Origin of the sequence: Clostridium estertheticum, assembly GCF_026650985.1 — a bacterium.
GTDB classification, from domain to species: domain Bacteria; phylum Bacillota; class Clostridia; order Clostridiales; family Clostridiaceae; genus Clostridium_AD; species Clostridium_AD estertheticum_C.
Genome location: NZ_CP086239.1, coordinates 2,861,414 through 2,885,850, shown reverse-complemented (window position 1 = coordinate 2,885,850; position 24,437 = coordinate 2,861,414). Strand labels below are relative to the sequence as shown.

Below are 24,437 nucleotides of genomic sequence, written 5' to 3'. Positions count from 1 at the left end.
CTTTTATACCCTAAAAAAAACAGAGGGATATTATTCAGTCCTTTGTAGAACATTAGATGTAGTATTTTTAAAATATTATATTATAGTTTAGGGAGGAATAAAAATGCCAAAGAAAAATAAAATCTATGAAATCACAATTAGTGAAGACGGTCTAGAAAACTATAAAGGTCAAGATATTAGTGCAAAGGATATGGCTGAAGACTTAGGGATTGATAGCGTAATGACTGATTTTCAATGGGATGAAGATATAAAAAAAGGTGTAATTCTTACTGGTAGGATTTTAGACAGTATATCTGTAGAAGATGCTTTTGAGGAATTGGAAAACGCTGAGTATATTGAGGATGTAGTGGAAAGCTAAAGATTTTATGTTATAGTCTTAGAAAGTGTTGATATAATGAAAAATAATAATTATAAAAACAACTTGAAAAATTTTCAAGTTGTATTTTGTTGTAGTATTATTAAATCATCTCCTTCGGAGCTGTAAATTAACGACTTCAGAAGGAGAGTTAACTCCCAATTATAGATGTGAAAGATTTTCCTTCTGAAATATCGTTAAACAAATTGGTATAAATTGATGGTAATGAAGGGAGAATTATAATGAAAATTGAAATTAGACAAGCAGTCATTAGGGATTTAGACGCGATAACGAAAGTGGAGTCAAGTTGTTTTCCAAAGGCGGAAGCAGCTACAAGAATATCTTTAGAAGAACGTATCAAAACATTTTCAGAGAACTTTTTCGTAGCAGAAGTAGATGGGGAAATTATTGGGTTCGTAAATGGTTGTGTTATTAATGGAACTGTTATCTATGATGAGCTATACGAGGATGCTACACTACATAATCCAAATGGAGATTATCAGACTATTTTTGGATTAGATGTAGTACCAAAGTATCGTAATCAAGGAATTGCAGCGCAACTCATGAATTATATGATAGAGGTATCAAAGGTAGCGGGCCTAAAAGGGGTTATTTTAACGTGTAAGGAGAGACTTATTCATTATTATGCGAAATTTGGATATAAAAATATGGGTGTATCTGAATCAGTACATGGTGGTGCGAAATGGTATGACATGATATTAACGATAACACATTAGAAAATGTAGATTGGAAAGCAAAGCTTTCACATATTAATGAATTATCAATTTAATTTATTATTTTCAACAATTAAGAGCACTTATACCTATTATCGAATATACTATAATCTTTAGGGAATATAAATATAAGAGATAGTAAAGCAATGTTATGAGGAGTGATTACAAATTAAAGAGGCAATTGATTTTCTAAAAGATCTTTTAAGAATTAACAGTAGCAATCCACCTGGTAATGAAATACTGGTAGCTATGGCTATTGCAAAGCAGTTAAGGGAAAGTGGTATTGAATCTAAAATACAATCTGTTGGTGACAACCGTGCCAATTTAGTGGCTAGGATAAAAGGAACAGGAAATAAAAAAAGTTTAGTTTTTTGTGGTCATATGGATACTGTGTCAGTGGGAGAAATTCCATGGGAACATGAACCATTTGGGGCTGAGGAAATTGATGGTCGAATTTATGGGCGTGGATCCTCTGATATGAAAGGTGGGCTAGCTGCTTTAATTATGGCTATGATTGAAGTTTCTAAATCAGGAATAACATTGGACGGGGACCTCGTTTTTGCAGCGACTGCAGGTGAAGAGGTTGATTGTATAGGTGCAAATACTATGGTAGCAGATGGAAGTTTGAATGATGCTGGAGCTATGGTTATTGCTGAGCCTAGTGGTGGTGAGATTTTTGTTACCCACAAAGGTGCATTATGGCTGGAGGTAATTTCATATGGAAAAACTGCTCATGGGTCAATGCCTGAACATGGAATTAATGCGATTGATAACATGAACTATTTTATAAATACTTTGCATGATAAGTTTAAATTCAAATATAGAGAGGATAGTCTGCTTGGGGGTCCAACTTTAAATATTGCTACTATTTCTGGTGGCGTCCAAGTCAATGTAGTGCCTGATATGTGCAAAATGCAAATTGACATTCGTACTGTTCCTGGTCAAAACCATCAGGAAATTCTATCAGATATTAAGGAATTATTAGCAGAAATTGAGTCAAGTTCTAAAGCTAAATTTGATATTAAAGTTTTTAATGATAAAGTGGCATTGAAAAACAAATCAGATGATCAATTTATTAAGTTAGCATTAGATACAGCAACAGAATTATTTGGAAGTGAGTATAAAGGCAAAGGTGTAAATTATTGCACAGATGCATCCATATTTGTTCCAAGTTTTGATAACAATTTATCTGTTATTATTTGTGGACCTGGCGAAGAAACGCAAGCTCATAAGCCAAATGAATACGTAAAAATAAGTAAATACATTGATTCTATTAAATTATACAAGGAAATAGCATTACGATATTTAAAATAATAAAAAAACACATTTTTTTTGTAAAAAGGTAGAAATATATGCTAAACATTAGTATAATCGAAACAGGAATAAATTAAACTAAATGTAAAAATTCTGAATGTGAGGAATATATATGATCGAACCAATACTTTTAGCACTTGTTTTTGCAAAGATAAAAGGGTATAAAATAAGACCACTTTTTAAGAACTGGGCGATATACCCTGTATTAACATTTGTACTATTGTATGTAATTTCAGAGGTTATGATATTTAATGATAATTATTCATTTATAAAATATACCAGTGTTTTCCATTATTTTTATCTTTTAACATTTATAATTTTGATTATTAAATATAAGCTTAATTTTAGCGCAATTATAGGGTCAATATTTATTATTATTGGAAGTATATTAAATAAGATTGTTATAGCTGCCAATAATGGGAAAATGCCAGTATTCCCAAAATTATCATACTTAACTGGTTATGTAAAACCAGATTCTTTTATGAAGGTTAAGGATATACACATTTTAGGAAGTGGAGTTACTAAAATGAAGTTTTTAACAGACATAATTGATGTAGGTTATTGTATTATGAGTATTGGCGACATATGTATAAGAGTTTTTGTTTTTATAATTTTATTTAATACTATAAAAGTCATTAACAAAACATAAATAATAAAGGATGAAACTTTGATTAAATAGTATATAAAATTAATTGAATTATATTAATAAATATATCCTATTTTGTAATATTAATGATATAATTGATAATATATACAAAACATTTGTAGGATTGTTAGGAGAAAAATAAGAAATGTTGAGATTGACTTTATTAGAAGTGATTTTAAGAAGTTTGCCGGAGGAGTTTTTAGTTATTTTTGCAGTTTATGTATTTTCTAAAACTGTCATTAATGTAAAAGAATATATAATATCAAGTATAATATATCTTATTGCAGTTTATGTAATAAGGTTATTACCAATTCAATATGGTGTACATACTATTCTTAATATTATAATAATTATTCTAATAACAGATAATATAAATAAAATAAGTATAATCAAATCTATAAAAGCAAGCATAATGACAGTAATTCTGTTATTTGTTTGTGAAGGAATTAATGTTTTTATAGTTCAATACGTATTTAAAGTAGATGTTAATCATGTGTTTAGTCAACCTTTATCAAAGATATTATATGCTACTCCATCATTGGTGATTTTTGCACTTATAGTATTTACATATTACGTCTATTTGGTTAAAAAAAATAAGTTGAGTGAGGTAATGAATGGAGAAGATATCTAATAATATTGCTAATAAAGTAGCAGTGGAATTATCACTTGATGAGGATAATAGAGAGGTAATTGCGTATGGTGCTTTTGCTTTAATGCAGACATTTTTTTCTGTAATTCTTGTATTTTTATTTGGATTGTTGTTTCATGTAGCTTTTGCAGCTATAATAATATCTTTTACAGCTGCTATACTTAGAAAATATTCAGGCGGGGTTCATGCAAGCTCCCCTGGAAATTGCACTTTCATAGGAATAATTGTAAGTGTAGGACCGGCGGTATTAATATCACTTTTAATAAGCGGTGTGGTTAATTTAAAATCAACAATAATACTGGGAGTTGTGATATTTATATGGTCCTATTACACAATTTATAAATTAGTTCCAGTGGACAGCATAGCGAAACCTATAGTAAAAGAAGAAAAAAGAAATCGGATGAAAAAAGGATCTATAATACTTTTAAGTGCTTATTTAGGTATAACAGTATTTCTTATCCTGCTTTATATAAGTAATGGAGAAAAAAAACTTGTGTTTTATGTTTTATGTTTATATTCTGGCATATTATGGCAAGTATTTACTCTTACATCTCTAGGGCACTTATTAGTAGGTAAAGTAGATCACTTTTTAAATCATATAATTAAAAAAAGGGGGTAAATATTATGAAATTTATAAAGAAACACCTATTCACTTTAATTGCAGTAGTAACAACACTTATGGCAACTTCTGTGGCTACTTCGGCATGTTATTTTTCTACTTATCAGCCTGAAGAACCAAAATGCCTAAGAGAAAAATAATAAATAAAAAAGGTCAGTTTACTGACCTTTTTTATTTATTATAATGAATTTAATGAGGTAGTGATAATATGGGTGATTTAAAAGAAAACAAACAAAAAAAAATTCGAGAAATAGTGTCAATAGTAAAATTAGCTTCATTATTATTTTCTGGAATGGCATTTCTAAGATATTTTTTTAAGGGTAATACCATAGCAGAAGTCACAGTAGATACTAATTATAGTTTTATTTCATTTTTCGTAGTTATATTAATATTATTGTCGGTATATTTTATATGGTCAATAGCGACTGTTGAAAAAATAGATTCAAAATATATTAACATTGTACAAATCATAGAAAACCTTGTATTTATTCTATTTTTTATTATTGTTATATTTTATTCAGGTAAAAATACAAGTGATTATAAATTTTTATTTTTATTTATTATAATAACTTCAACACTTCAACAAGGCATGAAACAAGGTATGTTAGTTGCAAGTATTTCTTCAATTTTTATATTATCATTAGATCTTATTATGGGTGCACCTAATGTACAAGTTAATCAGTTTTTTGAGAATGATTTAATTTTAGCTGGAGTTTTTATTCTTACTGCATGGCCGTTGGGATTTTATGTGAGAATAGAAGATGAACATATAAAGAAACTCGAGGGATTAGCAAATGAGGATGGGCTTACAGGGCTTTATAATCATAGATTCTTTTATGATGCATTAGAGGGAATAATGAAAACCTGTGAAAAAGAGAATAATTTAGTAGCGATGATTTTAATAGATATAGATTATTTTAAAATTTATAATGATATGAATGGACATCAAATGGGTGATGAAGTACTTAAGTCAGTTGGTTTTATATTGAAAAATAGTTTTAGAAAAGATGATGTAGTTGCGAGATATGGGGGAGAAGAATTTGCTATAGTTCTTCCAAATACTTCTGAAGAAGATGCAATTAAGCTAGCAGAAAGATTAAGAATAAAGATAGAAACAACCTACTTTAGTGGTGAAGAAAATCAGCCAAATGGTAAATTGACTGTATCAATAGGAACATCGATTTATCCAAATAAAGCTAAAAATGCTATTGAACTTTTTAAAAGTGCGGATGATGCACTTTATAGGGCTAAGTTTTTTGATAAAAATAGGGTTGAAAGTTATACTTCTATATTGGAAGAATTAAAAATTGATACAGAAGATGAACATATAGATATTATTACATCAATAAAAACTCTGATAAGTGTTATTAACGCTAAGGATAAATATACATATGGTCATGTCGAAAGGGTAGTTATTTACGGTAGGTTACTCGCTGATAAACTTAAACTAAATGAAAAAAATAAAAAGGAATTAATATATGGCGCTTATATGCATGACATTGGAAAAATAAATATTCCAAAGGAAATATTAAATAAAAATATGCCATTAACCCCAGATGAATGGGAAATAATGAAACAACATTCAGTAAATGGAGTAGAGATTATAAAATCTGTTGAATCACTTAAGGAAATTGCTCCTCTAATATTACACCATCATGAAAGATACGATGGTAATGGATACCCAGATAATTTAAAAGGAAAAGATATACCTTACCTTGTAAGGATGTTAACAGTAGTAGATTGTTTTGATGCTATGACGTCTTCTAGACCTTATAATATAAGAAAAACTTATAAAGAAGCTATTGAGGAGCTTAAAAGATGTAGTGGTAAGCAGTTTGATAAAGAAATTGCGGATTCGTTTATCGAAGTTATTAGGGAAAATGAAAATCGTATAGGTAATGTAGATGATTAGAAGATATTTTTGATTTATTATAAAATCACAAGAAATTCAGAAAATGTGGATAACCTTATCAGTATTTTCTGAATTCTGTTATTTGTTTTCATATTTCAAAATTAATTGTATATTATATAATTCTTTTGCATTTAATTCTGGATCAGTTCCCTTAAAAAGAGGATTTTGTTTATACCAAGACTTATTATTGAAATAGCTTTTAAAAGGTTCACTTTTAAATATAAAACCATGTCTTGCAAAGATTTCATTTCTAGCTAAAGATAAATCTCCTTTTACTAATGTAGATACATCAGAGTCTAAAAGATCTTCACTACTGCTTTTGGAAAAAACATAGGAATCAGTCGAATCAGTTTTATTTGCAGATGTAGTAGCTTTAGATTTTGCTTTAGGGGTTTTATTATTAACAGTATTACTTGGAATAACTTCGTTTTTTATAGAAGTTGTATCTGAAGCTCTAGTAGTTGTGGATGAAAATTTTGAAAGCGAAATATAATAGCTAATAAATCCTATTGATAACACTCCAATTACAACAGCAATTATAATAAATCTTTTAGTATTAGGTTGATTTTTGATGCTTGCCATTGAAGTAGTCATTTCGTTTGAAGCATTAATTTTCTTTGAAGTATTTGCTACTGGTATAGTTGAAATCTTTTCGGGATTTACTATATTTTGTTTTGTGCTTTTATTACCACATTTAAAGCAAAAATTGGCGCCATCTTTTATCTCAGAACCACATTTAGAACAATACATAAACCACCGTCTCCTCTTTAAGCTTTATAATAGATATTATACTAAAATAAAAGTGGATTTTAAAGGTTTTAAAATAAAAACAATGAGTTTATGTCGAATTCATGCTAAATTTATAATTTGTTAGCAATATTTAATATTAGCCTTTACCATTACTCATGAATTTATTATAATGTAAGGTAACTATAGAAGAAAAATATAAAATGAAAAATAGTTAAGAAGGGGACAAAAATGAAAATAGATAAGAAATTATTACAATACTGTTTATATGCCGCGGGGACAGTGCTTTTAATTTATATGGGCATAACAATTTTTAATGATATAGGTGTTATATTTTCTTTTTTATCGAGCTTTATAGGGAAAATTATTGGACTTGTAAAACCACTTCTTATGGCATTAGTAATTGTGTACTTGTTGAAGCCAGGGGTGAAAACTATTGAAAATTTCTTAAAAAAGAGAAAGATATTTAAACGAGCTGCTCCTAGAAGATTAGTAGGAATTTTAGCAATTTATATTTTGGCAATAGCTGGTATTGGTGCCCTTATTAGTGGAATATATATTATGATTGGTGGAAAGCTTTCTAATAATATAACTATAACTAATATGACAGACTATCTTACCAAATATTTAAATAACCCAGCATTGTCAGTTAGTTCAATCACTAAGAAATTACAAAACTCAAATATTTCGATGTTAGGAAATCTAAATGATAAAATAACTCAAATTGTAGGGTATGTTCAGACATATTTTACGACAAGTATAGGAGTAATGACAGATTCTGTTTTATCTATAGGTGGCAATATAGCTTCATTTTTTATAGCTTTAGTATTGAGTATATATTTAATACAAGACTCGGAATACTTTATGGATTTATGGGAAAAAACTTTTAATCTCATATTTGGGAAAAGTAAAGTAGGAAATAAATTAAAAGAAGTTTTATCAATTATAGATATTACTTTTTATAAATATATAAGAGGTCAATTATTAGAGGCTTGCATTGTAGGCGTTTTATCAGCTATCGTATTGTATTTCGTTGGAATAGATTATGCTTTAATAATAGGAATTATTGCAGGTATTTGTAATATGATACCATATATAGGGCCTGTTGTTGGAACTATCCTGGCAGTAATTATTGCGTTACTAAGTGGACAACCTATTAGAGCAGTATGGGCAGTTGTTGGCATGATTGTAGTCCAAGAGGTAGATAATAAATTACTTGCACCGAAAATTGTTGGAGACAGTGTGGGACTACATCCGGTATTTACTATGCTTGCAATTATAATAGGTGGAAGTGTATGGGGACTTATAGGTATGATGATAGCGGTACCAGTTGCTGCTTCTTTTAAAGTATTAATTAGCAAATGGTACATCTATCATATGGAGAAAACTAATAACTAAAGATAATTTAATTTAGCTTGTCTGTTAGTTTTATATTTAATTAACTTTAAAATTGTGTATGCGCCAAATATAATTGTATAAGTACTTAATTTTAATAGATCAATTTCTTTTTCATTTAACATTATAATCAGGATATGTACGTACACTAGAAAGTAAAATATGTATGCTCGTTTTTGCAATTTTCGCCACTTCACGCTTTGCATTTTGCGTCTGATCCTTTTAAATGAGGTAATAAATAAGGGAATCATTATAACAAATGCAATAATCCCAACAATAATATAAGCTATATATAATTTTGGTATTACACCTGTGCTAAACATTTTTGGAAGTTTAAGTACGATAAAACGAACAAAATAAATAAGAGCATGAGGTATTATAAAGATAGAGGCCATAATTGCGAGTTCCGCCCTTATGCTTTGGAGTTTTCTTGTTATTTTCCATTTGGTATTTAGGGCGCCTGCAAACATTACTAAAATAAAAAATGCTATGGAAATATAACCTCTTATAAATATTTTTTCTAGGTAGAGAGGAAAGCCAGAAAGTTTGACGCCTGAGGTTATTCTAAGAACTTCATAAACAGTAGTAATGATTCCAATAAATATGGATATTAAATAATAAGTCCAATAATTTTTTTTGATGTTTGATGTAAAAAATAACGATAAAATTAAAACGAAAATTAAAGAATAGATAAAAATCATGTAAAAACTCCTCTGTTAACTTCTTATTTGATAATGATTATCAAAACCATTCTACTTTATTAATTTCATGAAGTCAATAACAAATTATGTTTTTTTATATAAAGTTGTTAATAAAATGATATGTTTACTATGTTTATATAATCAAAAAATAAATATACCCTCTAATTTTTTAGAGGGTATATAAAAATAATTACTTATCAGGCCATTTCTCTGCCCATTTTTGGATTTCATCCATAGTTTTTTCTAAGTCTTTGCCTTTCTCGGTAAGTCCATATTCTATACGTACAGGCATTTCTGGGTAAACACTACGAGTAATAATGCCTAGTTCTTCTAATTCTTTAAACCTTTCTGTAAGTACACGAGAACTTAAAGCTGGAATAATCTCTTGTAGCTCTGAAAATCTTTTTGAACCACTTAATAAGGAACGTATAATTAATCCAGTCCATCGTTTTCCTAAAATTTGAAAAGCTGCCTCAAATCTTGGACATAAATGAAATTTATCCATACTAAATCATCTCCTATAATTATTTTAACATACTTACTTGACAAAAGTAAGTATGTTAATGTATTATAACAACATAAAGTAATCAAATTACATAAAGTATACAAGTTACTTTATGTAACAAAAGATTAGAGCATACAAAATTAATATTAAAACAATACTAATTATTTAAATTAAAAAAATATATTAAAGAGTGAAAAGGGGAATGTAAAAATGTCAAAATTATTATATATAACTGCAAATCCAAAAACTAAGGAAAATTCGTTTAGTTTAGCTGTAGGAAATGAATTTTTAGAAGCTTATAAAGAATCTAATCCATCTGATGAAATAATAACTTTAGATTTATATAAAACAGAGGTTCCATTTATTGATGAGGTAGTATTCAGTGCTTGGGGAAAACTTGGAGAAGGAGTTACATTTGAAAAGTTAGATAAAGAAGAACAGAATAAAGTATCTGCTATGGGTAATTTATTAGATCAGTTTATAGCTGCTGATAAATATGTATTTGTTACACCACTTTGGAATTTCACAATACCTCCAATGATGAAAGCGTATTTAGATAATATATGTATAGTTAATAAGACATTTAAATATACACAAAATGGACCAGTTGGACTTTTAACTGATAAAAAAGCAGTTCATATTCAGGCTAGAGGTGGAGTTTATTCTGTTGGACCTGCCGCTGATCTTGAATTAGGAGACAGATATATAAATACAATATTAAGTTTTATTGGAATTACAGATAAAAAATCAATTATTGTAGAAGGTATGAATGAGGCTCCAGATAAAGCAGATGAAATAAAGAAAAATGCTATAAATGAAGCAAGGAAAGTAGCACTAAAATTTTAATATGTAAGTATAATTATTCTGTTAATTAATACAACAAAACTCCTTTTCTTAAATTTAAGAAGGGGAGTTTTGTTGATTTTAAAAGATAAGCATAGATAAAATTTGTAAGTATTATGGTATACTTTATAAGTGAATTAGAAACAGGACTAACTGGGGGAGAGTAATACATGGTTATTTTAACAACTTTATATTTTTTATGTGGAATTACATATGTAATTTTGGGTATTATTACATTTTTAAATGATTCGAAAAATAAGTTAAATAAACTATTTTCTGTAATGGCCATAAATTTGGCTTTATGGTCATTTATGTTCTTCTTGATGAATTGTTCAAGGAGTGCTAAAGCTGCAAGTGATTTTTATTTATATTCTACATTATTTTGGGTGATTTTTTATTGCCTATTTTTACATTTTATAATTATTTTAACTAATAAAGGTGCTTTTTTAAAAAAGAAATTCGCTCATATAATTTTATATTTACCAGCAATAATATCTGTTTATCTTTATGTTTTACATACAGAAACATCACAAAATTTTGTTGAAACAAAATTAGGTTGGGCTTATATATCATCAAAAAATAAGGGGTTTATTTGGTCGAACTTTTTCAATATATATTGGTTTTCTTATATGATTTTAGTTATATTCTTATTATTTAAATGGTGGAGGAATTCAGAAATAGTAAGGGAGAGAAAACAGGCAAAACTTATATTGGTAACAACTTTTATTACAGTTGTTGCAGGTGGAATTACAGATAGTCTAATTCCAATGATTAGAAGGCCATTTATGCCATGCATTGGTATTATACTTATTATAATACCTGTAATTGGAGTATGGTATTCTATTAAAAAATACAAATTAATGGACCTTAACCCTGAAAATTTTGCTCTAGATGTTATGAAAATAATGAGTGAAGGATTAATTATTGCAAATCATAAGGGTATTATAAAAGATATTAATAAAGGGGCGATTGAACTATTAGGTTATGATAAAAGTATGATAATTAATAAACCTATAAATTATTTATTCCCAGATACAATAGAATTATCTGAATTAACGGACTGTAGTAGTTTTGAAATTGAAGTTTTACAAAGTAACAATAATAAAGTGCCAATACTTTTGTCTTCTTCAGTCTTAAAGGATGAGTGGGGAGATTCGCTCGGGATTGTTTGCATTTTTCAGGATATATCTGAAATTAAACTTGTTCAGCAAAAACTGAAGAAATCATATGCTGAACTTGAAATTAAGGTAGGGGAGAGAACTAGGGAGTTAAGTAGTTCTAATGAAGACCTCGAGTGTGAAATAGGTTCACGTATACATATGGAATTTAAAATTAAAGAATTAGCTTATTATGATTTCTTAACGGGGTTACCAAATAGAGCATTATTTATTGATAGATTAAATCAGGGAATTTTTAATGCGGATCTAAGTAAAAGTTTCCTAGGGGTATTATTCCTTGATTTAGATTCCTTTAAAAGGATAAATGACACAATGGGACATGCAAAAGGTGATGAGCTTTTAAAAATGGTTTCAAAGAGGTTAATAAATACAATGTTGGAAAGTGATACAGTTTGTAGGGTTGGAGGAGATGAATTTCTTATTCTGATTCAAAATATAAAAAACAACGAGGAGATTAAAGCTGTATCAGAAAAAATACTTACTGATCTTAAAAAACCTTTTATAATAGATAATACTGATTTATATATAACTACTAGTATTGGTGGGTCCATTTATCCAATAGATGGTAGTGATGTAGAAACATTAATAAAAAATGCTGATATCGCAATGTATAAGGCAAAAGAAAAAGGTAGGAACAAATTTCAACTTTGTACTGAAGTTATCAAAGAGAGCTTAGTTGAAGAGATGAAGTTAACAAAAAGGTTATTTGGGGCAATAGAGAGAAATGAACTAGAATTATTTTATCAACCACAAATTAGTTTAATAACAGGTGAAATAATTGGTCTAGAAGCATTAATAAGGTGGAACAATAAAGAACTTGGAATGGTAAATCCAATAGATTTTATACACATAGCTGAAAAGACAGGTTTGATTTTACCAATAGGTGAATGGGTACTTAAAAGTGCATGTAGGCAAAACAAAGAATGGAAAGATAAGGGTATTTTAAATGTACCTATAGCAGTTAATATTTCAGTGAATCAATTTCAAAACACAAAAATAATTGAAGATATTGTTCTAATTTTAAAGGAAACAGGTCTTGATCCAAATGATTTGGAAATAGAAATAACAGAAAATATAATCATGAAGGAAACAGAGTATATCATTGAATCTTTAAAACAATTAAAACAACTTGGGGTAAAAATTGCAATAGATGATTTTGGCACAGAATACTCTTCTTTAAATTATATTAAACAATTACCAGTTGATAAAATAAAGATAGATATTTCGTTTGTTAGAGGTATAAATATAAACAATAAAGATGAAGCAATTATTAAGGTTATAATTGCATTAGCTAAAAATTTAGAATTAAAGGTAATTGCTGAAGGGGTAGAGACAAAGGAGCAGATAGAATTTTTGAGAAAGGAAGGGTGCGATGAAATTCAAGGTTATTATTATTATAAACCGATGCCTGCAAAGAAAATAGAAGAGCTAATGAAAAAAATTTATAAATGAAATGCCACTAGGATTATAAATAGAAACTAAAGAAAAGGTATAGCAGAGTTTTGCTATACCTTTTGTAATATAATTAATTTTGTAGAAAAGGATTTATATCTATGGTAGTTTAACTTCTAATAAGTCACTTCCAGTTAAATAATAATCATTTTCATAGACTGATAAGTTTACGGGTATTTCATTCTCATTTTGTATTTGAAGGGTTTCTTTAGTAAATTTAATATTTAAAAGTGCACCTCTAAACATTATTTTGAAGGAACATGAGGACCAATGATCTGGAATAAATGGGTTTAGAATTAACTTATTGTTAATAACTCGAAGCCCGCCAAAACCATGTACAACTGCCATCCAAGTTCCAGCCATGCTAGTTGTATGACAGCCGTCTTTTGTGTCATTATTATAATTGTCAAGATCAAGTCTAGAGGCTCTTAAATACATATCATAAGCTTTCTCATAATTCCCAATTTTAGCAGCGAGTATTGTATGAATACATGGGGACAAGGACGACTCATGTACAGTTCTTGGTTCATAGAAATCGAAATTTCTTTTAATTGTGGCTATGTCATATTCCTGCTCAAATAAATAAATACCTTGAAGTACATCAGCTTGTTTTATAAAGCATGACCGAAGTATTCTATCCCATGACCAGTTTTGGTTTATTGGAATATTTTTTTTATCTAGATCTTTAACTAATATTTGCTCTTTATCCATGTAACCATCTTGTTGAAGGAAAATTCCAAGTTTTTCATCACTAGGATAGTACATGTTCTTAATTATATTTTTCCAATTAGTTATCTCATCATCCTTAAAATTAACCTTTGATTTTAGTTCATCTAATATTTTACTTTCGTGTTCACTTAGATAATTTATAACTCTTCGGGTATACTGTAGAGTCCAACATGCAATTTTATTAGTATACCAATTATTATTTACATTATTTTCATATTCATTAGGTCCAGTAACACCTAAAATTACATATTTATTTTTTTTGCTTGAAAAAGTTGCCCTTTGAGCCCAGAATCTTGATATAGCTATAAGCACCTCAAGACCAAATTCACAAAGGTAAGACTTGTCACCAGTGTAGTTTACATAATTATATATAGCATAAGCTATGGCTCCATTTCTATGAATTTCTTCAAAGGTTATTTCCCACTCATTATGGCATTCTTCTCCATTCATTGTAACCATTGGATATAATGCTGCTCCATTTTTAAAACCTAATTTTTCTGCATTTTCTATGGCTTTGCCTAATTGGTTATATCTATATAATAAAAGATTCTTTGACACTTTTTCCTTTGCTGTACTTAAATAGAAAGGAATGCAGTAAGCTTCAGTATCCCAGTAGGTTCCACCACCATATTTTTCACCTGTGAAACCTTTTGGACCTATGTTTAGTCTGTAATCTTCTCCAGTATAGGTTTGATTTAATTGAAATATATTAAATCGGATGCCTTGCTGAGCAGATACATCACCTTTTATAACTATATCACTTTCTCTCCACTTTTCACTCCAAGCATTAGATTGTTCCTCTAGAAGCATCTCAAATCCATCTTTTTTAGCAATGCTAACAAGTTCTCTAGTTATTTTAATTAAATCTGTTGTTTCATAATATCTTGATGAGGTATTTGCAACATATTTATAAATTATAAGTTCATCGTTTTTATAACAATCGACTGAGACAGTATTTGAAACATATTTTTCGCTTTCATTAAGCGTTATAATCGGTTTAATTATTTCACCATTTTTAGTTAACTCGAAAGTCATGCTTGTACATATGTGGAAATCTAATTTCTTAGTTTTTAACATCACATATGCTTCATATGGTTTAACACCTTTTGAAGTCTCATCCCAAAACGTTTCATCATAGTTTGAATCGCAGTTCACAACGTTTCCATCAAGGTAAGGTGAAACTTCTAATTTGCCGCTGAAATTTAATAACCTAATAGAATACTTTATAACACCTATCTCACTTCTGGTCATGCTTATAAATCTTTTAGCATTTATTTCAATCTCATTTCCATTTTTTAGCGTAGCCACAAAACTTCTTTTTAGATATCCTTCTTTCATATTCAAAACTCTTTTAAATTCATGAACACTACATTTAGCAAGATCTAAAGTAAGATCATTAATTTTAATGTTTATTCCAATCCAATTTGTTGAGTTTAAAACCTTGGCAAAATATTCTGGGTATCCATTTTTCCACCAACCAACTCTTGTTTTATCAGGATAATAAACTCCAGCTATATAGTTACCCTTAAGAGAATTACCGCTATAGTCTTCTTCAAAATTTGCTCGTTGTCCCATAAACCCATTACCTAAGCTGAAAATACTCTCAGATATTTCGTTATTATCAGAATCAAATCCTTTTTCAATAATGTTCCATTCGTCAAGTTCATAATAATGTTTCATTAAAATCCCCCTTGCTAGTCTCGTAGTTAATCACTTAATAGTTCCAATTTATCAAAAGTCATATTAGAAAATCCCGAAAGGACTAAATTAGCTTTTTTTAGTATATTTTTAGAACCAATACCAATGCAGTACATTCCAGCATTGATAGCAGCATCGATGCCAGCCTGGGCATCTTCAAAGACTATACATTGACAAGGTAATACTTCTAGTGCTAGTGCACCTTTTAAGAAGACTTCGGGATTTGGTTTTGCACTAGAAACTTTTGTGCCATCAATAATAACATCAAAATAATCCGTTAATTTTAAGTTGTTAAGGATAAGCATAGAGTTCTTGCTTGCAGAACCTAAGGCAATTTTTAGTCTATTTATTTTAATGCTTTTTAAAAAGGCTATAACACCAGGGAAAATATCAGCGGGGGTTAGTTTAGAGATATATTCCACATACCAGATATTCTTTTTATCTGCTAGTTTAATTTTTGCATCATTATCTAATGTAATACTACCTATCTCCAGTATGATTTCTAGTGACTTCATTCTACTTACGCCTTTTAGTCTTTCGTTGTCTTCTATAGAAAATTCAATGTTTAATTCTTCTGCTAGTCTCTTCCATGCTAAATAATGATATTTAGCAGTATCAACTAATACGCCATCTAAATCAAATATCATTGCTTTAATGCTTCGCATATAAGTCTCCTTTATTTTTATTTTACTGACATCTATATTTATATAATAATATAAAATTATGTATTTGTGAATGCGTTTGCACAAAATAATTTAATTTATTTTTTATTAACGTCATTATCGTTGTAATATACATAAACTATCATTCTATTTAGCTACTTTAGAATGTGGCACTATTTGCATGAGTTACCTTGATTAATATCAAAATTAATAATATAATAAGCGTAGAATATTTTTACAAACTGGGAAGTGAAGGTAACATGTCAGTAACTATAAAAGATGTAGCAAAGCTCGCAAATGTATCACCATCAACAGTTTCAAGAGTACTTGCAGATAATCCTAGAATTAGCGATGAAACAAAACAAAGAGTATATAAAACAATGAAGGAAATAGATTACCATCCTAACGCAATAGCTAGGAGCCTAGTTAGTAAAACAACAAAGACTATAGGACTTATATTACCTAACACTGATGAAGATTTATTTGTTAATCCTTTTTTTATTCAGATTATGAGAGGCATAAGTCATTATGCTCAGAAAAAAGGATATTATATCATGTATACATACAGTAATAACGAAGACCAAGAAGTAGAACACATAACAAGTTTGATAAATAGTAGAAGGGTTGATGGAATTATTTTGTCTGTAGCTCGAAAGGATGATAAATGCATTGCTTATCTAAAAGAAGCAGATTATCCTTTTGTAGTAATAGGTAAACCAGAAAACGCCGAGGGGGTTTTATGGGTTGATAATGATAATTTTCATGCTATGTACAGTGTTGTCAATTATCTTATACAAAAGGGTGAGAGAAAGATTGCATTTATAGGAGGTTCACCTACACTTAATGTAACTATAAATAGGTTAGAAGGTTACACAAGAGCTATGGAGAATATCGGGGAAAAGCTTGATGAAAATATGGTCCAAGTAGCTGAGTTTACAGAAAACAGTGGGTATGATGCTATGAAAAGAATCTTAAGTAAAGGGAGACCTACAGCTGTTGTTACCACTGATGATTTAATAGCTTTTGGTGCATCAAAAGCCATAAGTGAAGTGGAGGGCCAGCATATTTCAATTATTGGTTTTAATAATACACCAATTGCAGCCTTTCGAAACCCAACATTATCTTCAGTTGATATCAATTCTGAAAAATTAGGCTATTATGCAGTTAAGCTATTAATAAACAAATTAGAGAATGAGAAACAAGATATCAATAATTATATTATTGATACAAAATTAGTAGAAAGAGATTCAACAAAAAAACTCTAGATATCTAGAGTTTTTTTATTGTAAGAGCAAATTATATTTATATTGAACATTTTAATGAATTATATTATAATTTAGTTAAATTATAAAAACAATTAAAACTATTTACAATGATGGAAATAGTTAGAATTATTTTTATAAATTCATAGGAGGCGCAAATTAATGAACTCTTTTTTATTCTCTACCCCTATAGAAACTATTGATTATATAGGGAATCATCCTGACCTTTCATTTGTTATTTTTGCAGGTATTCCATTAATTAAAAGTTTATCTACAACTGCCCCAGATAACGTTATTCTTTGCTCAACATCGGGTGAATTTTCTCCTAAAGGATATAAAGATAATGTAATTACGGGCTTTTCATATGAGTCAGATATTGCTGAAATTGTTGAAATAATGTATCCACCGGCCAAAAGTCTTCATCAGCTAAAAAAATCATATGAAAAAGTAAAAAATAATCCTAATGCTTTTACTCTGTTGTTATGTGATGGTCTAGCTGCTATGGAAGAAAGTATAATTACTACTTTTTATTTTGCAGACCCTAATTTTAAAATTATTGGAGGAAGTGCTGGCGATAATCTTAAATTTGAAAAAACTCTGATTTATATTGGTAAGAAAGAAGTACCTAGTGTTGCTATTTTCTTTGATATGAAAAAACGAACACAGCTAATTAAAGAAAATATTTATATCCCTTCAGGAAAAAAAATGTTGGTTACTGATGCAGATCCTATTAAACGTACTGTAAAAACTTTTAATAATAATTTAGCGACTGTAGAGTATGCCAAAATATTAGGAATTAAGGAAGCTGATTTACCTAATCATTTCATGAATAATCCCCTAGGGAAAGTTTCTAAAGATAAAATTTATATAGCATCACCTATGAAGGTTAATCCGGATAAATCAATTACATTTTATTGCCAAGTACTCCCTAATACCTTCGTTGAAGTTTTACAGCCTGCTAATTATAATTTAGTTATGAAGGAAACAGTGACATCTGCTGTGTTTAAACCTAGTTTTGTTTTATCAATAAATTGTATTCTTCGTTCTTTAATGTTTTTAGATAAAAATTTATGGGGAAATGTAAGTTCGAACCTCCTATCTTTATGTGAAAATCAAACAGGATTTGTTAGTTATGGTGAACAATTCTATCAAAATCACTTTAATCAAACTATGGTACTGTTACTAGTAGAATAATAGGAGGCATAATAACATGTTATTAAAATTTAAAAATAAAAATGGGAGCCCAAATAAGCAGGTTCAACCATATAATTTATTGAATGAACCAAATTCTAAATCATCGGATTTTAAAAATTTAGAAGAAATTTTTGAACTAGCGAACCAAACTAATATACAAATTCATAATTTACTTAAAGAAGAAGGCACAATTACTTTCGGTTTTTCTGATCTTCTAAATGGTACTGGATGTACAACAAACCAAATTGAAGAAGTAGAAGCTTATTTAAAATTATTATCCCAAAATGCCTATGATACCCAAAGGCAAGTATCTACAGTTTTTAGTAGTTTAAGCCATTCATCGGAGGAGGTTAGTTCCGCTAAGTCTGGGATTAATAATTTGGCGAAGGAAATGAATAATGTTTCTACAGTATTTGAAAGTTTATTAAACCTTTTTAGCCAAATGCAAAGCCAATATACTAATATTAACAATTTTGCAACAATTATTACGAGTATTGCCAGTCAAACTAATCTTCTTTCATTGAACGCTTCCATTGAAGCTGCTCGTGCAGGGGAAGCTGGGCGTGGTTTTTCTGTTGTAGCAAATGAGATTAAAAAATTATCTCAATCCACTAAAAATAGTGCAACAGACATAATGGATGCATTAAAAAATATGGATGTTATTATGGGCTCATTAAATAACAAATCTGTTGAAGGCAAAACAGTTATGACGAATACACTCCAGAATATTGATAAGTCTATTAGTCTTTTAGATAATATTGTAATAGCCGAAAATGGTGTTCATGGACATATGCAAGAAGTTGAAGAGTCACAAAATTTAAATATTCAAAAAATAGAGCAAATAAGTAAAAATTTGACTAACGTTGGTGAGCGTTCTAAAACTGAAGGAGAATATCTTGAAAAACTTATCTCATCAGTTCAAATAAAGTCAGATTACTATCTTCAAATTTTGAATCACTTAAATCAAATTAGTATTTTTAGTGAGCAAAATGAAAGTAACCATTAAGTAGTCATTATACATATAAATAATTAATCTAATTAAACAAATACATAATACATGCTTGTATAATATTCATTATTATGCAAGCATGTATATATTTTTATCATTTTATGCATTCGTTTGCGCAAAAAAAGGAGCGATAATAATTCTGTTGAGTATGGTAAATTAGAACTTAAAAATAAAATAATTATTTTAAAAATTCAGTTTGACATATAAAGAAATTAATAGTAAAATAAATTTAGGCAAACGGTTGCATAGATAATTACAAACGTTTTCAAATCTTTTATAAATGATAACTCAATTAAAAAGCATCTAAGTAATTCCTGAATTTTTATTTTCACAAATTTTAGGGGGGTAAAGAAATGAAAAAGATTAAATCAATTTTAGCTATTGCAATGATATCAACATTGGTAGTAGGAACACTTGCAGGGTGTGGTAGTAAGGCGGCTGATAAATCATCATCAGTAGATTCAAGTAAGCCAGTAAGTTTGGCTTTTTGGGAACAGGATGATGCGAGTGCACAAAAGACACTTGATAAATTAATTACTGATTTTCACACTGCAAACCCTACGATAACAGTTAAAAGAACACATTATGAGACTGAAGATTTAAGAAAAAATTTCTCAACGGCATCTTTAGGTACAACAGGACCGGATATTGTATTATCACCAAATGATAACCTTGGAGTATTTGTTCCAGGTAGTTTAGTACAACCTATTGATACTATTGTTGGAGCAGATTTTATGAAAACTTTGGATCAAAGCACATTAGAGGCTGGCAAGTTTACAGGAAAACAATATATGATTCCAGATAGAAATGGTAATGAAGTTTTGGTTTCTTATAATAAAAAATTGGTGAAAACTCCACCTAAAACTTTTGAAGAATTAGAAGCAATGGGACTACAACTTAAAAAAGATGGTAAAGTTGATTATGGCTTAGTATTTAATGAAGTTGAACCATTTTTCTCAATTGGATTCTTAGGGGCTTATGGTGGTAAAGTATTTGATGATGTTAATGCGACTTCACCTAAACCAACACTAAATACACCAGCTGTTACTCAGTGGATGACTTTCATGAAAAAAATACACAGTGAAGGTTTAATTCCTAAAGAATCTGATGCAACAGTTGCTGATAATTTATTCAAAGGTGGAAAAGCTGCATTTATAATCAACGGACCATGGGGTTTTGCAGATTATAAGAAAGCTGGAATTGATTTAGGCATAATGTCAATACCTACGATAAATGGTAAATCTCCAGCACCTTATTCTGCTGTTAAAGGATACACAGTATCTGCGGGAGTAAAGGATGCAAATAAACTAGCTGCAGTCAAGAAATTCCTTATGTTTGTAAACTCAAAAGATGCGCAGTTACAGATGGTTGATGCACATCAACAAATTCCGACTAATCTTGAGGCTATAAAAGATGCTAAGATTACTGGAAATCCATTAATAGTAGGTCAAAAGGATCAATTGACTAAAGCTACACCAATGCCAAACATTACACAAATGAGAGCTATTTGGGATGCTATTAAACCAGTTCAGCAAAATGTATTGTCAGGAAAAACGAAACCTGAGGATGCAGGAGCAATTATGCAAAAAAAAGCTGAGGAAGGAATTAAAGCTTTAGGTTTATAAAATATCTTTTAAAAAGGGGAGAAATCCTCTTTTATTTTAAAGAAAGGAGTTTTGTCGTGAAGGGGACTGTTGAAAAATTAAAAAAGAAAAAAGGCAATGTTAGTTTAGGAATAGGACAAGGTAAGATGACACCTTTCTTTTTTTTAGCACCAGCTGGTATAGTTTTATTACTTGTTGTTGCTTATCCACTTATATATGAAATTATAATTTCATTTAAGAATGTAACTTTACTAAATTTAAAAAGTCAGAATTATCCTTGGATTGGTCTTGATAATTACAAAAATATACTTAGTGATAGTCTATTTTATTCAACATTAATAAGAACTATATTATGGACTTTTATTAATGTGGTTTTCCATGTTACCTTTGGATTGTTTTTCGCTGTACTTTTAAACAGAAAATTACCGGGTAAAGCATTTATAAGAATTTTGCTTATTTTACCTTGGGCAATACCACAATATATTGCTGCAATGACCTGGAAAGGTATGTACAATGTTGAATATGGTTCTGTTAATATTATTTTAACTCACATGTTTGGTAATGCGGCAGCTATTCCGTGGTTATCTGTACCAAACTGGACATTTGTAGGCTGCATAATAACTAATATATGGCTTGGAATTCCTTTTATGATGATGATATCACTTGGCGGACTTTCAAGTATTCCAGAAGAATTATATGAAGCTGCAGATCTTGATGGAGCAACGGGTTTTCAAAAATTCAAAAGCATAACTTTACCACTTTTAAAACCAATACTCACTCCTGCTATAGTCCTTGGAACAGTATGGACATTTAATATGGTTAATATAATATATATAATTACGAGTGGTTCAGCTTCAGATGAATCTCAGATTCTTATAACTATGGTATTTAAGAGAGCGTTCCAATATTTCAGGTATGGTCAATCAGCAGCGCTTTCGGTAATTATATTCTTGATTTTATTAGCATTTAGTACCTTCTTTATTAGAGCTCAAAAATCAGAAGATTAGAGGTGAAAGGCATGAAAAATAATAAATTTAAAGCAAAATTTAACAGAGGAGATTCTCCTTTAAAGATAATACTAATATATGCAATTTTAATAATTGCATGTATATGCTCTATATATCCAATCTTAACGATATTAACAGTATCTTTAAGACCGGCAGATGCATTATTTACCAAATCTTTAAGTATAATACCTGCGAATGCAACGTTTGATAATTTTAAGCAAGCGTTTATACAATATGATATGTTAAACTGGCTTATTCATAGTTTAATTGTATCAACTTTCTCTTGCGCTTTTAGTATAATTCTTTCTGTTACAGCCGGGTATGCATTTTCTAGATTTAAATTTAGAGGTAAACAGATGGGATTATCTTTGCTCTTAGTTACTCAGATGTTTCCATTAGCTATGACTTTGTTACCTTTATATTTAATGATAATTAAGTTAAATATGACAAATAATTATTTTGCATTGGCAGTAATTTACGTATCTACAGCAATTCCATTTAATATTTGGATGATGAAGGGATTCTATGATACCATTCCGAAGTCTCTTGAAGAGAGTGCTTATGTAGATGGTGCTTCAATATTTAGGTCCTTTTATCAAATAATATTACCACTTGCAAAACCAGCTGTTGCATTATCTGCGTTATTTTCATTTATGGCAGCTTGGTCTGAGTATATAGTGGCAAGTGTAATCATAAATGACGCAGGAAAATTAACGTTGCCTGTTGGGCTTGTAAGTATGCAAGGACAATTTTCAACTGCATGGGGTATATATTCAGCAGGTGCTTTAATTACAGCTGTCCCCGTAATGATATTATTTGTATGTTTGTCTAAATATCTTGTTGGCGGGCTTACAGTAGGTAGTGTGAAGGGCTAGAATAATCAAAATATAGGAGCTAAAAGTATGGTATTAGTTTAACGCCAAAACTTTTAGCTTATTTTTTACTGTATTATATTTTTGAGTATAAAGTCATAAGCAAGTGGTGTTATAATAAGCATAATCTATTATTTTATATTTAAAATAAAAAGAAGCACTAAGAGGTAGTTTATCATAGGTTGATAATAGAAATATTTAATTAAGTAGGGAGTGATTATGTTGATTAAACTTGTATTAATAAGACATGGTGAAAGTCTTTGGAACAAAGAAAACAGATTTACTGGTTGGACAGATGTAGATTTATCAGAGAATGGGCTAATTGAAGCAAGAAAGGCTGGTCAAATACTTAAGGCGAATGGGTATATTTTTGACATAGCATATACTTCTGTATTAAAAAGGGCAATTAGAACACTTTGGATTGCTCTGCATGAGATGGACTTAATGTGGATTCCTGTATATAAGTCATGGAAACTAAATGAAAGGCATTATGGAGCACTTCAAGGATTAAATAAGGCTGAGACAGCACAAAAATATGGAGATGAACAAGTCCATAAATGGAGAAGATACGTAGATGTAAGGCCACCAGAACTTTCGATTACGGATGAAAGGTATCCTGGATCGGAGTTAAAATATAAAGCATTAAGAGAAGAGGAAATCCCTAAAACTGAAAGTCTAGAGGATACTATAAAGAGGGTTATGGTAGAATGGTTTCAAGAGATAGTACCCCAAATAAAAGTAGGTAAGAAGGTTATAATTTCTGCACATGGAAATACTTTAAGGGCTTTAGTCAAATATCTTGATAATATATCAAGTGACAATATTGTAAGTTTGAATATACCTACCGGAGTCCCACTTGTATATGAATTGGATGATAATTTAAAGCCGATTCGTCACTATTATTTAGGAATAGATGGTGAATTACCAGAGGAAAAAATTTCTAAAAATTTATAAATGTAAAGATGATTTAACATATAAATTCCAAAAATTTCATAGTATTACAGCGGTGAAAAAAGCCTAAAATAATACTATGCTTTAAAGAAATGAGGAGGGATTTGTATGTCAAATAATAACAACATATATTATAATGAAAACAATGATGTTATGGAGGTCCTAAATAATATAGCAGAAAGCCATAGTATAAAAGATCAACTTATTAAAAAACATTCTGATATTGGGTCATTAGAAAATGGGAGCAAAGTTAGAAGTAAAAAAGATAAGTCAGAAGACAATAGTGATGGAACATATAAAATCATAAATTTTTTGTAAGTTATAATAAAAACAGGCTAATTACTTGAATTTGCCTGTTTTATTTTGTATATTAGTTAATGAGATTATAAAAGGTTAACT

At 29.4% G+C, this 24,437-nt stretch carries 24 protein-coding genes; 19 read left to right on the top strand and 5 right to left on the bottom strand.

Features of this window, described 5'->3' with window-relative positions:
• Positions 1-103 precede the first annotated feature (103 nt).
• The 8 genes from LL038_RS13775 (at position 104) to LL038_RS13740 (ending at position 6,229) form a co-directional block, all read left to right on the top strand.
• Positions 104-358 carry a hypothetical protein gene (locus tag LL038_RS13775; RefSeq protein WP_216121898.1) on the top strand — a complete coding sequence of 85 codons (255 nt, stop codon included), beginning with the start codon at positions 104-106 and terminating at the stop codon, positions 356-358.
• A 239-nt stretch (positions 359-597) separates the two neighbouring features.
• Complete coding sequence (locus tag LL038_RS13770; RefSeq protein ID WP_216121896.1) at positions 598-1,092, top strand: GNAT family N-acetyltransferase; 495 nt, start codon at positions 598-600, stop codon at positions 1,090-1,092.
• A gap of 165 nt (positions 1,093-1,257) precedes the next feature.
• On the top strand, positions 1,258-2,403 hold the full coding sequence (locus tag LL038_RS13765) for an ArgE/DapE family deacylase (protein WP_216122155.1): 1,146 nt from the start codon (positions 1,258-1,260) through the stop codon (positions 2,401-2,403).
• A 112-nt stretch (positions 2,404-2,515) separates the two neighbouring features.
• Complete coding sequence (locus LL038_RS13760; RefSeq protein WP_216121893.1) at positions 2,516-3,052, top strand: DUF5317 family protein; 537 nt, start codon at positions 2,516-2,518, stop codon at positions 3,050-3,052.
• A 142-nt stretch (positions 3,053-3,194) separates the two neighbouring features.
• Positions 3,195-3,680 (top strand): hypothetical protein, encoded by a 486-nt coding sequence (locus LL038_RS13755; RefSeq protein WP_216121891.1) that lies wholly within the window; start codon positions 3,195-3,197, stop codon positions 3,678-3,680.
• The gene (locus LL038_RS13750; protein WP_216121890.1) at positions 3,664-4,317 is read left to right on the top strand and encodes an accessory gene regulator ArgB-like protein; all 654 of its coding nucleotides are present in this window, start codon (positions 3,664-3,666) and stop codon (positions 4,315-4,317) included. Before LL038_RS13755 ends, LL038_RS13750 begins: the two co-directional genes overlap by 17 nt.
• 5 nt (positions 4,318-4,322) lie before the next feature.
• Positions 4,323-4,457 (top strand): cyclic lactone autoinducer peptide, encoded by a 135-nt coding sequence (locus LL038_RS13745; RefSeq protein ID WP_216121888.1) that lies wholly within the window; start codon positions 4,323-4,325, stop codon positions 4,455-4,457.
• Between the two features lie 68 nt (positions 4,458-4,525).
• The gene (locus LL038_RS13740) at positions 4,526-6,229 is read left to right on the top strand and encodes a diguanylate cyclase (protein ID WP_216121887.1); all 1,704 of its coding nucleotides are present in this window, start codon (positions 4,526-4,528) and stop codon (positions 6,227-6,229) included.
• A gap of 78 nt (positions 6,230-6,307) precedes the next feature.
• Here LL038_RS13740 and LL038_RS13735 read toward each other — a convergent pair whose 3' ends face one another.
• Positions 6,308-6,979 carry a YARHG domain-containing protein gene (locus LL038_RS13735; protein ID WP_216121884.1) on the bottom strand — a complete coding sequence of 224 codons (672 nt, stop codon included), beginning with the start codon at positions 6,977-6,979 and terminating at the stop codon, positions 6,308-6,310.
• Positions 6,980-7,207: 228 nt separating this feature from the next.
• Between LL038_RS13735 and LL038_RS13730 the strand changes: the two genes are divergently transcribed.
• Positions 7,208-8,374, top strand: coding sequence for an AI-2E family transporter (locus LL038_RS13730; protein WP_216121882.1), 1,167 nt, complete (start codon positions 7,208-7,210; stop codon positions 8,372-8,374).
• On the opposite strand, the gene LL038_RS13725 is transcribed toward LL038_RS13730, so the two are convergent.
• On the bottom strand, positions 8,371-9,072 hold the full coding sequence (locus LL038_RS13725; protein WP_216121880.1) for a ferric reductase-like transmembrane domain-containing protein: 702 nt from the start codon (positions 9,070-9,072) through the stop codon (positions 8,371-8,373). The genes LL038_RS13730 and LL038_RS13725 overlap by 4 nt on opposite strands.
• A 190-nt stretch (positions 9,073-9,262) precedes the next feature.
• Positions 9,263-9,577, bottom strand: a complete 315-nt coding sequence (locus tag LL038_RS13720; RefSeq protein WP_216121878.1) for a winged helix-turn-helix transcriptional regulator — start codon at positions 9,575-9,577, stop codon at positions 9,263-9,265.
• Positions 9,578-9,787: 210 nt separating this feature from the next.
• On the opposite strand from LL038_RS13720, the gene LL038_RS13715 reads away from it, so the two are divergent.
• Positions 9,788-10,423, top strand: coding sequence for an FMN-dependent NADH-azoreductase (locus LL038_RS13715; protein ID WP_216121876.1), 636 nt, complete (start codon positions 9,788-9,790; stop codon positions 10,421-10,423).
• Positions 10,424-10,590: 167 nt separating this feature from the next.
• Positions 10,591-13,050, top strand: a complete 2,460-nt coding sequence (locus tag LL038_RS13710) for an EAL domain-containing protein (protein ID WP_216121874.1) — start codon at positions 10,591-10,593, stop codon at positions 13,048-13,050.
• 99 nt (positions 13,051-13,149) lie between these two features.
• On the opposite strand, the gene LL038_RS13705 is transcribed toward LL038_RS13710, so the two are convergent.
• Both LL038_RS13705 and pgmB read right to left on the bottom strand, forming a co-directional pair.
• A complete protein-coding gene (locus LL038_RS13705) occupies positions 13,150-15,459 on the bottom strand; it encodes a family 65 glycosyl hydrolase domain-containing protein (protein ID WP_253200221.1) in 2,310 nt (769 codons plus the stop codon).
• Positions 15,460-15,485: 26 nt separating this feature from the next.
• Positions 15,486-16,142: a beta-phosphoglucomutase gene (gene pgmB, locus LL038_RS13700; protein ID WP_216121872.1), complete on the bottom strand. Its 657-nt coding sequence runs from the start codon at positions 16,140-16,142 to the stop codon at positions 15,486-15,488.
• Between the two features lie 257 nt (positions 16,143-16,399).
• On the opposite strand from pgmB, the gene LL038_RS13695 reads away from it, so the two are divergent.
• The 8 genes from LL038_RS13695 (at position 16,400) to LL038_RS13660 (ending at position 24,356) form a co-directional block, all read left to right on the top strand.
• Positions 16,400-17,404 carry a LacI family DNA-binding transcriptional regulator gene (locus LL038_RS13695; protein WP_216122152.1) on the top strand — a complete coding sequence of 335 codons (1,005 nt, stop codon included), beginning with the start codon at positions 16,400-16,402 and terminating at the stop codon, positions 17,402-17,404.
• A gap of 159 nt (positions 17,405-17,563) precedes the next feature.
• Positions 17,564-18,595, top strand: a complete 1,032-nt coding sequence (locus LL038_RS13690; protein ID WP_216121869.1) for an FIST signal transduction protein — start codon at positions 17,564-17,566, stop codon at positions 18,593-18,595.
• 16 nt (positions 18,596-18,611) lie between these two features.
• Positions 18,612-19,601, top strand: coding sequence for a methyl-accepting chemotaxis protein (locus LL038_RS13685; protein WP_216171701.1), 990 nt, complete (start codon positions 18,612-18,614; stop codon positions 19,599-19,601).
• A 356-nt stretch (positions 19,602-19,957) separates the two neighbouring features.
• Complete coding sequence (locus tag LL038_RS13680; protein WP_216121864.1) at positions 19,958-21,229, top strand: sugar ABC transporter substrate-binding protein; 1,272 nt, start codon at positions 19,958-19,960, stop codon at positions 21,227-21,229.
• 56 nt (positions 21,230-21,285) lie between these two features.
• Positions 21,286-22,215, top strand: a complete 930-nt coding sequence (locus LL038_RS13675) for a carbohydrate ABC transporter permease (protein WP_216121862.1) — start codon at positions 21,286-21,288, stop codon at positions 22,213-22,215.
• Positions 22,216-22,226: 11 nt separating this feature from the next.
• A complete protein-coding gene (locus tag LL038_RS13670) occupies positions 22,227-23,090 on the top strand; it encodes a sugar ABC transporter permease (protein WP_216121860.1) in 864 nt (287 codons plus the stop codon).
• A 219-nt stretch (positions 23,091-23,309) separates the two neighbouring features.
• On the top strand, positions 23,310-24,041 hold the full coding sequence (gpmA, locus tag LL038_RS13665; RefSeq protein ID WP_216122150.1) for a 2,3-diphosphoglycerate-dependent phosphoglycerate mutase: 732 nt from the start codon (positions 23,310-23,312) through the stop codon (positions 24,039-24,041).
• Positions 24,042-24,146: 105 nt separating this feature from the next.
• Positions 24,147-24,356 (top strand): hypothetical protein, encoded by a 210-nt coding sequence (locus LL038_RS13660; RefSeq protein WP_216121858.1) that lies wholly within the window; start codon positions 24,147-24,149, stop codon positions 24,354-24,356.
• The last annotated feature ends 81 nt before the right edge of the window (positions 24,357-24,437 follow it).

Coding starts and splice junctions, on each gene's coding strand:
- LL038_RS13695 (WP_216122152.1), top strand. CDS start 16,400: ATGTCAGTAACTATAAAAGATGTAGCAAAGCTCGCAAATGTATCACCA.
- LL038_RS13770 (WP_216121896.1), top strand. CDS start 598: ATGAAAATTGAAATTAGACAAGCAGTCATTAGGGATTTAGACGCGATA.
- pgmB (WP_216121872.1), bottom strand. CDS start 16,142: ATGCGAAGCATTAAAGCAATGATATTTGATTTAGATGGCGTATTAGTT.
- LL038_RS13750 (WP_216121890.1), top strand. CDS start 3,664: ATGGAGAAGATATCTAATAATATTGCTAATAAAGTAGCAGTGGAATTA.
- LL038_RS13775 (WP_216121898.1), top strand. CDS start 104: ATGCCAAAGAAAAATAAAATCTATGAAATCACAATTAGTGAAGACGGT.
- LL038_RS13710 (WP_216121874.1), top strand. CDS start 10,591: ATGGTTATTTTAACAACTTTATATTTTTTATGTGGAATTACATATGTA.
- LL038_RS13755 (WP_216121891.1), top strand. CDS start 3,195: ATGTTGAGATTGACTTTATTAGAAGTGATTTTAAGAAGTTTGCCGGAG.
- LL038_RS13670 (WP_216121860.1), top strand. CDS start 22,227: ATGAAAAATAATAAATTTAAAGCAAAATTTAACAGAGGAGATTCTCCT.
- LL038_RS13760 (WP_216121893.1), top strand. CDS start 2,516: ATGATCGAACCAATACTTTTAGCACTTGTTTTTGCAAAGATAAAAGGG.
- LL038_RS13690 (WP_216121869.1), top strand. CDS start 17,564: ATGAACTCTTTTTTATTCTCTACCCCTATAGAAACTATTGATTATATA.
- LL038_RS13660 (WP_216121858.1), top strand. CDS start 24,147: ATGTCAAATAATAACAACATATATTATAATGAAAACAATGATGTTATG.
- LL038_RS13730 (WP_216121882.1), top strand. CDS start 7,208: ATGAAAATAGATAAGAAATTATTACAATACTGTTTATATGCCGCGGGG.
- LL038_RS13720 (WP_216121878.1), bottom strand. CDS start 9,577: ATGGATAAATTTCATTTATGTCCAAGATTTGAGGCAGCTTTTCAAATT.
- LL038_RS13725 (WP_216121880.1), bottom strand. CDS start 9,072: ATGATTTTTATCTATTCTTTAATTTTCGTTTTAATTTTATCGTTATTT.
- LL038_RS13740 (WP_216121887.1), top strand. CDS start 4,526: ATGGGTGATTTAAAAGAAAACAAACAAAAAAAAATTCGAGAAATAGTG.
- LL038_RS13745 (WP_216121888.1), top strand. CDS start 4,323: ATGAAATTTATAAAGAAACACCTATTCACTTTAATTGCAGTAGTAACA.
- LL038_RS13705 (WP_253200221.1), bottom strand. CDS start 15,459: ATGAAACATTATTATGAACTTGACGAATGGAACATTATTGAAAAAGGA.
- LL038_RS13735 (WP_216121884.1), bottom strand. CDS start 6,979: ATGTATTGTTCTAAATGTGGTTCTGAGATAAAAGATGGCGCCAATTTT.
- LL038_RS13680 (WP_216121864.1), top strand. CDS start 19,958: ATGAAAAAGATTAAATCAATTTTAGCTATTGCAATGATATCAACATTG.
- LL038_RS13715 (WP_216121876.1), top strand. CDS start 9,788: ATGTCAAAATTATTATATATAACTGCAAATCCAAAAACTAAGGAAAAT.
- LL038_RS13685 (WP_216171701.1), top strand. CDS start 18,612: ATGTTATTAAAATTTAAAAATAAAAATGGGAGCCCAAATAAGCAGGTT.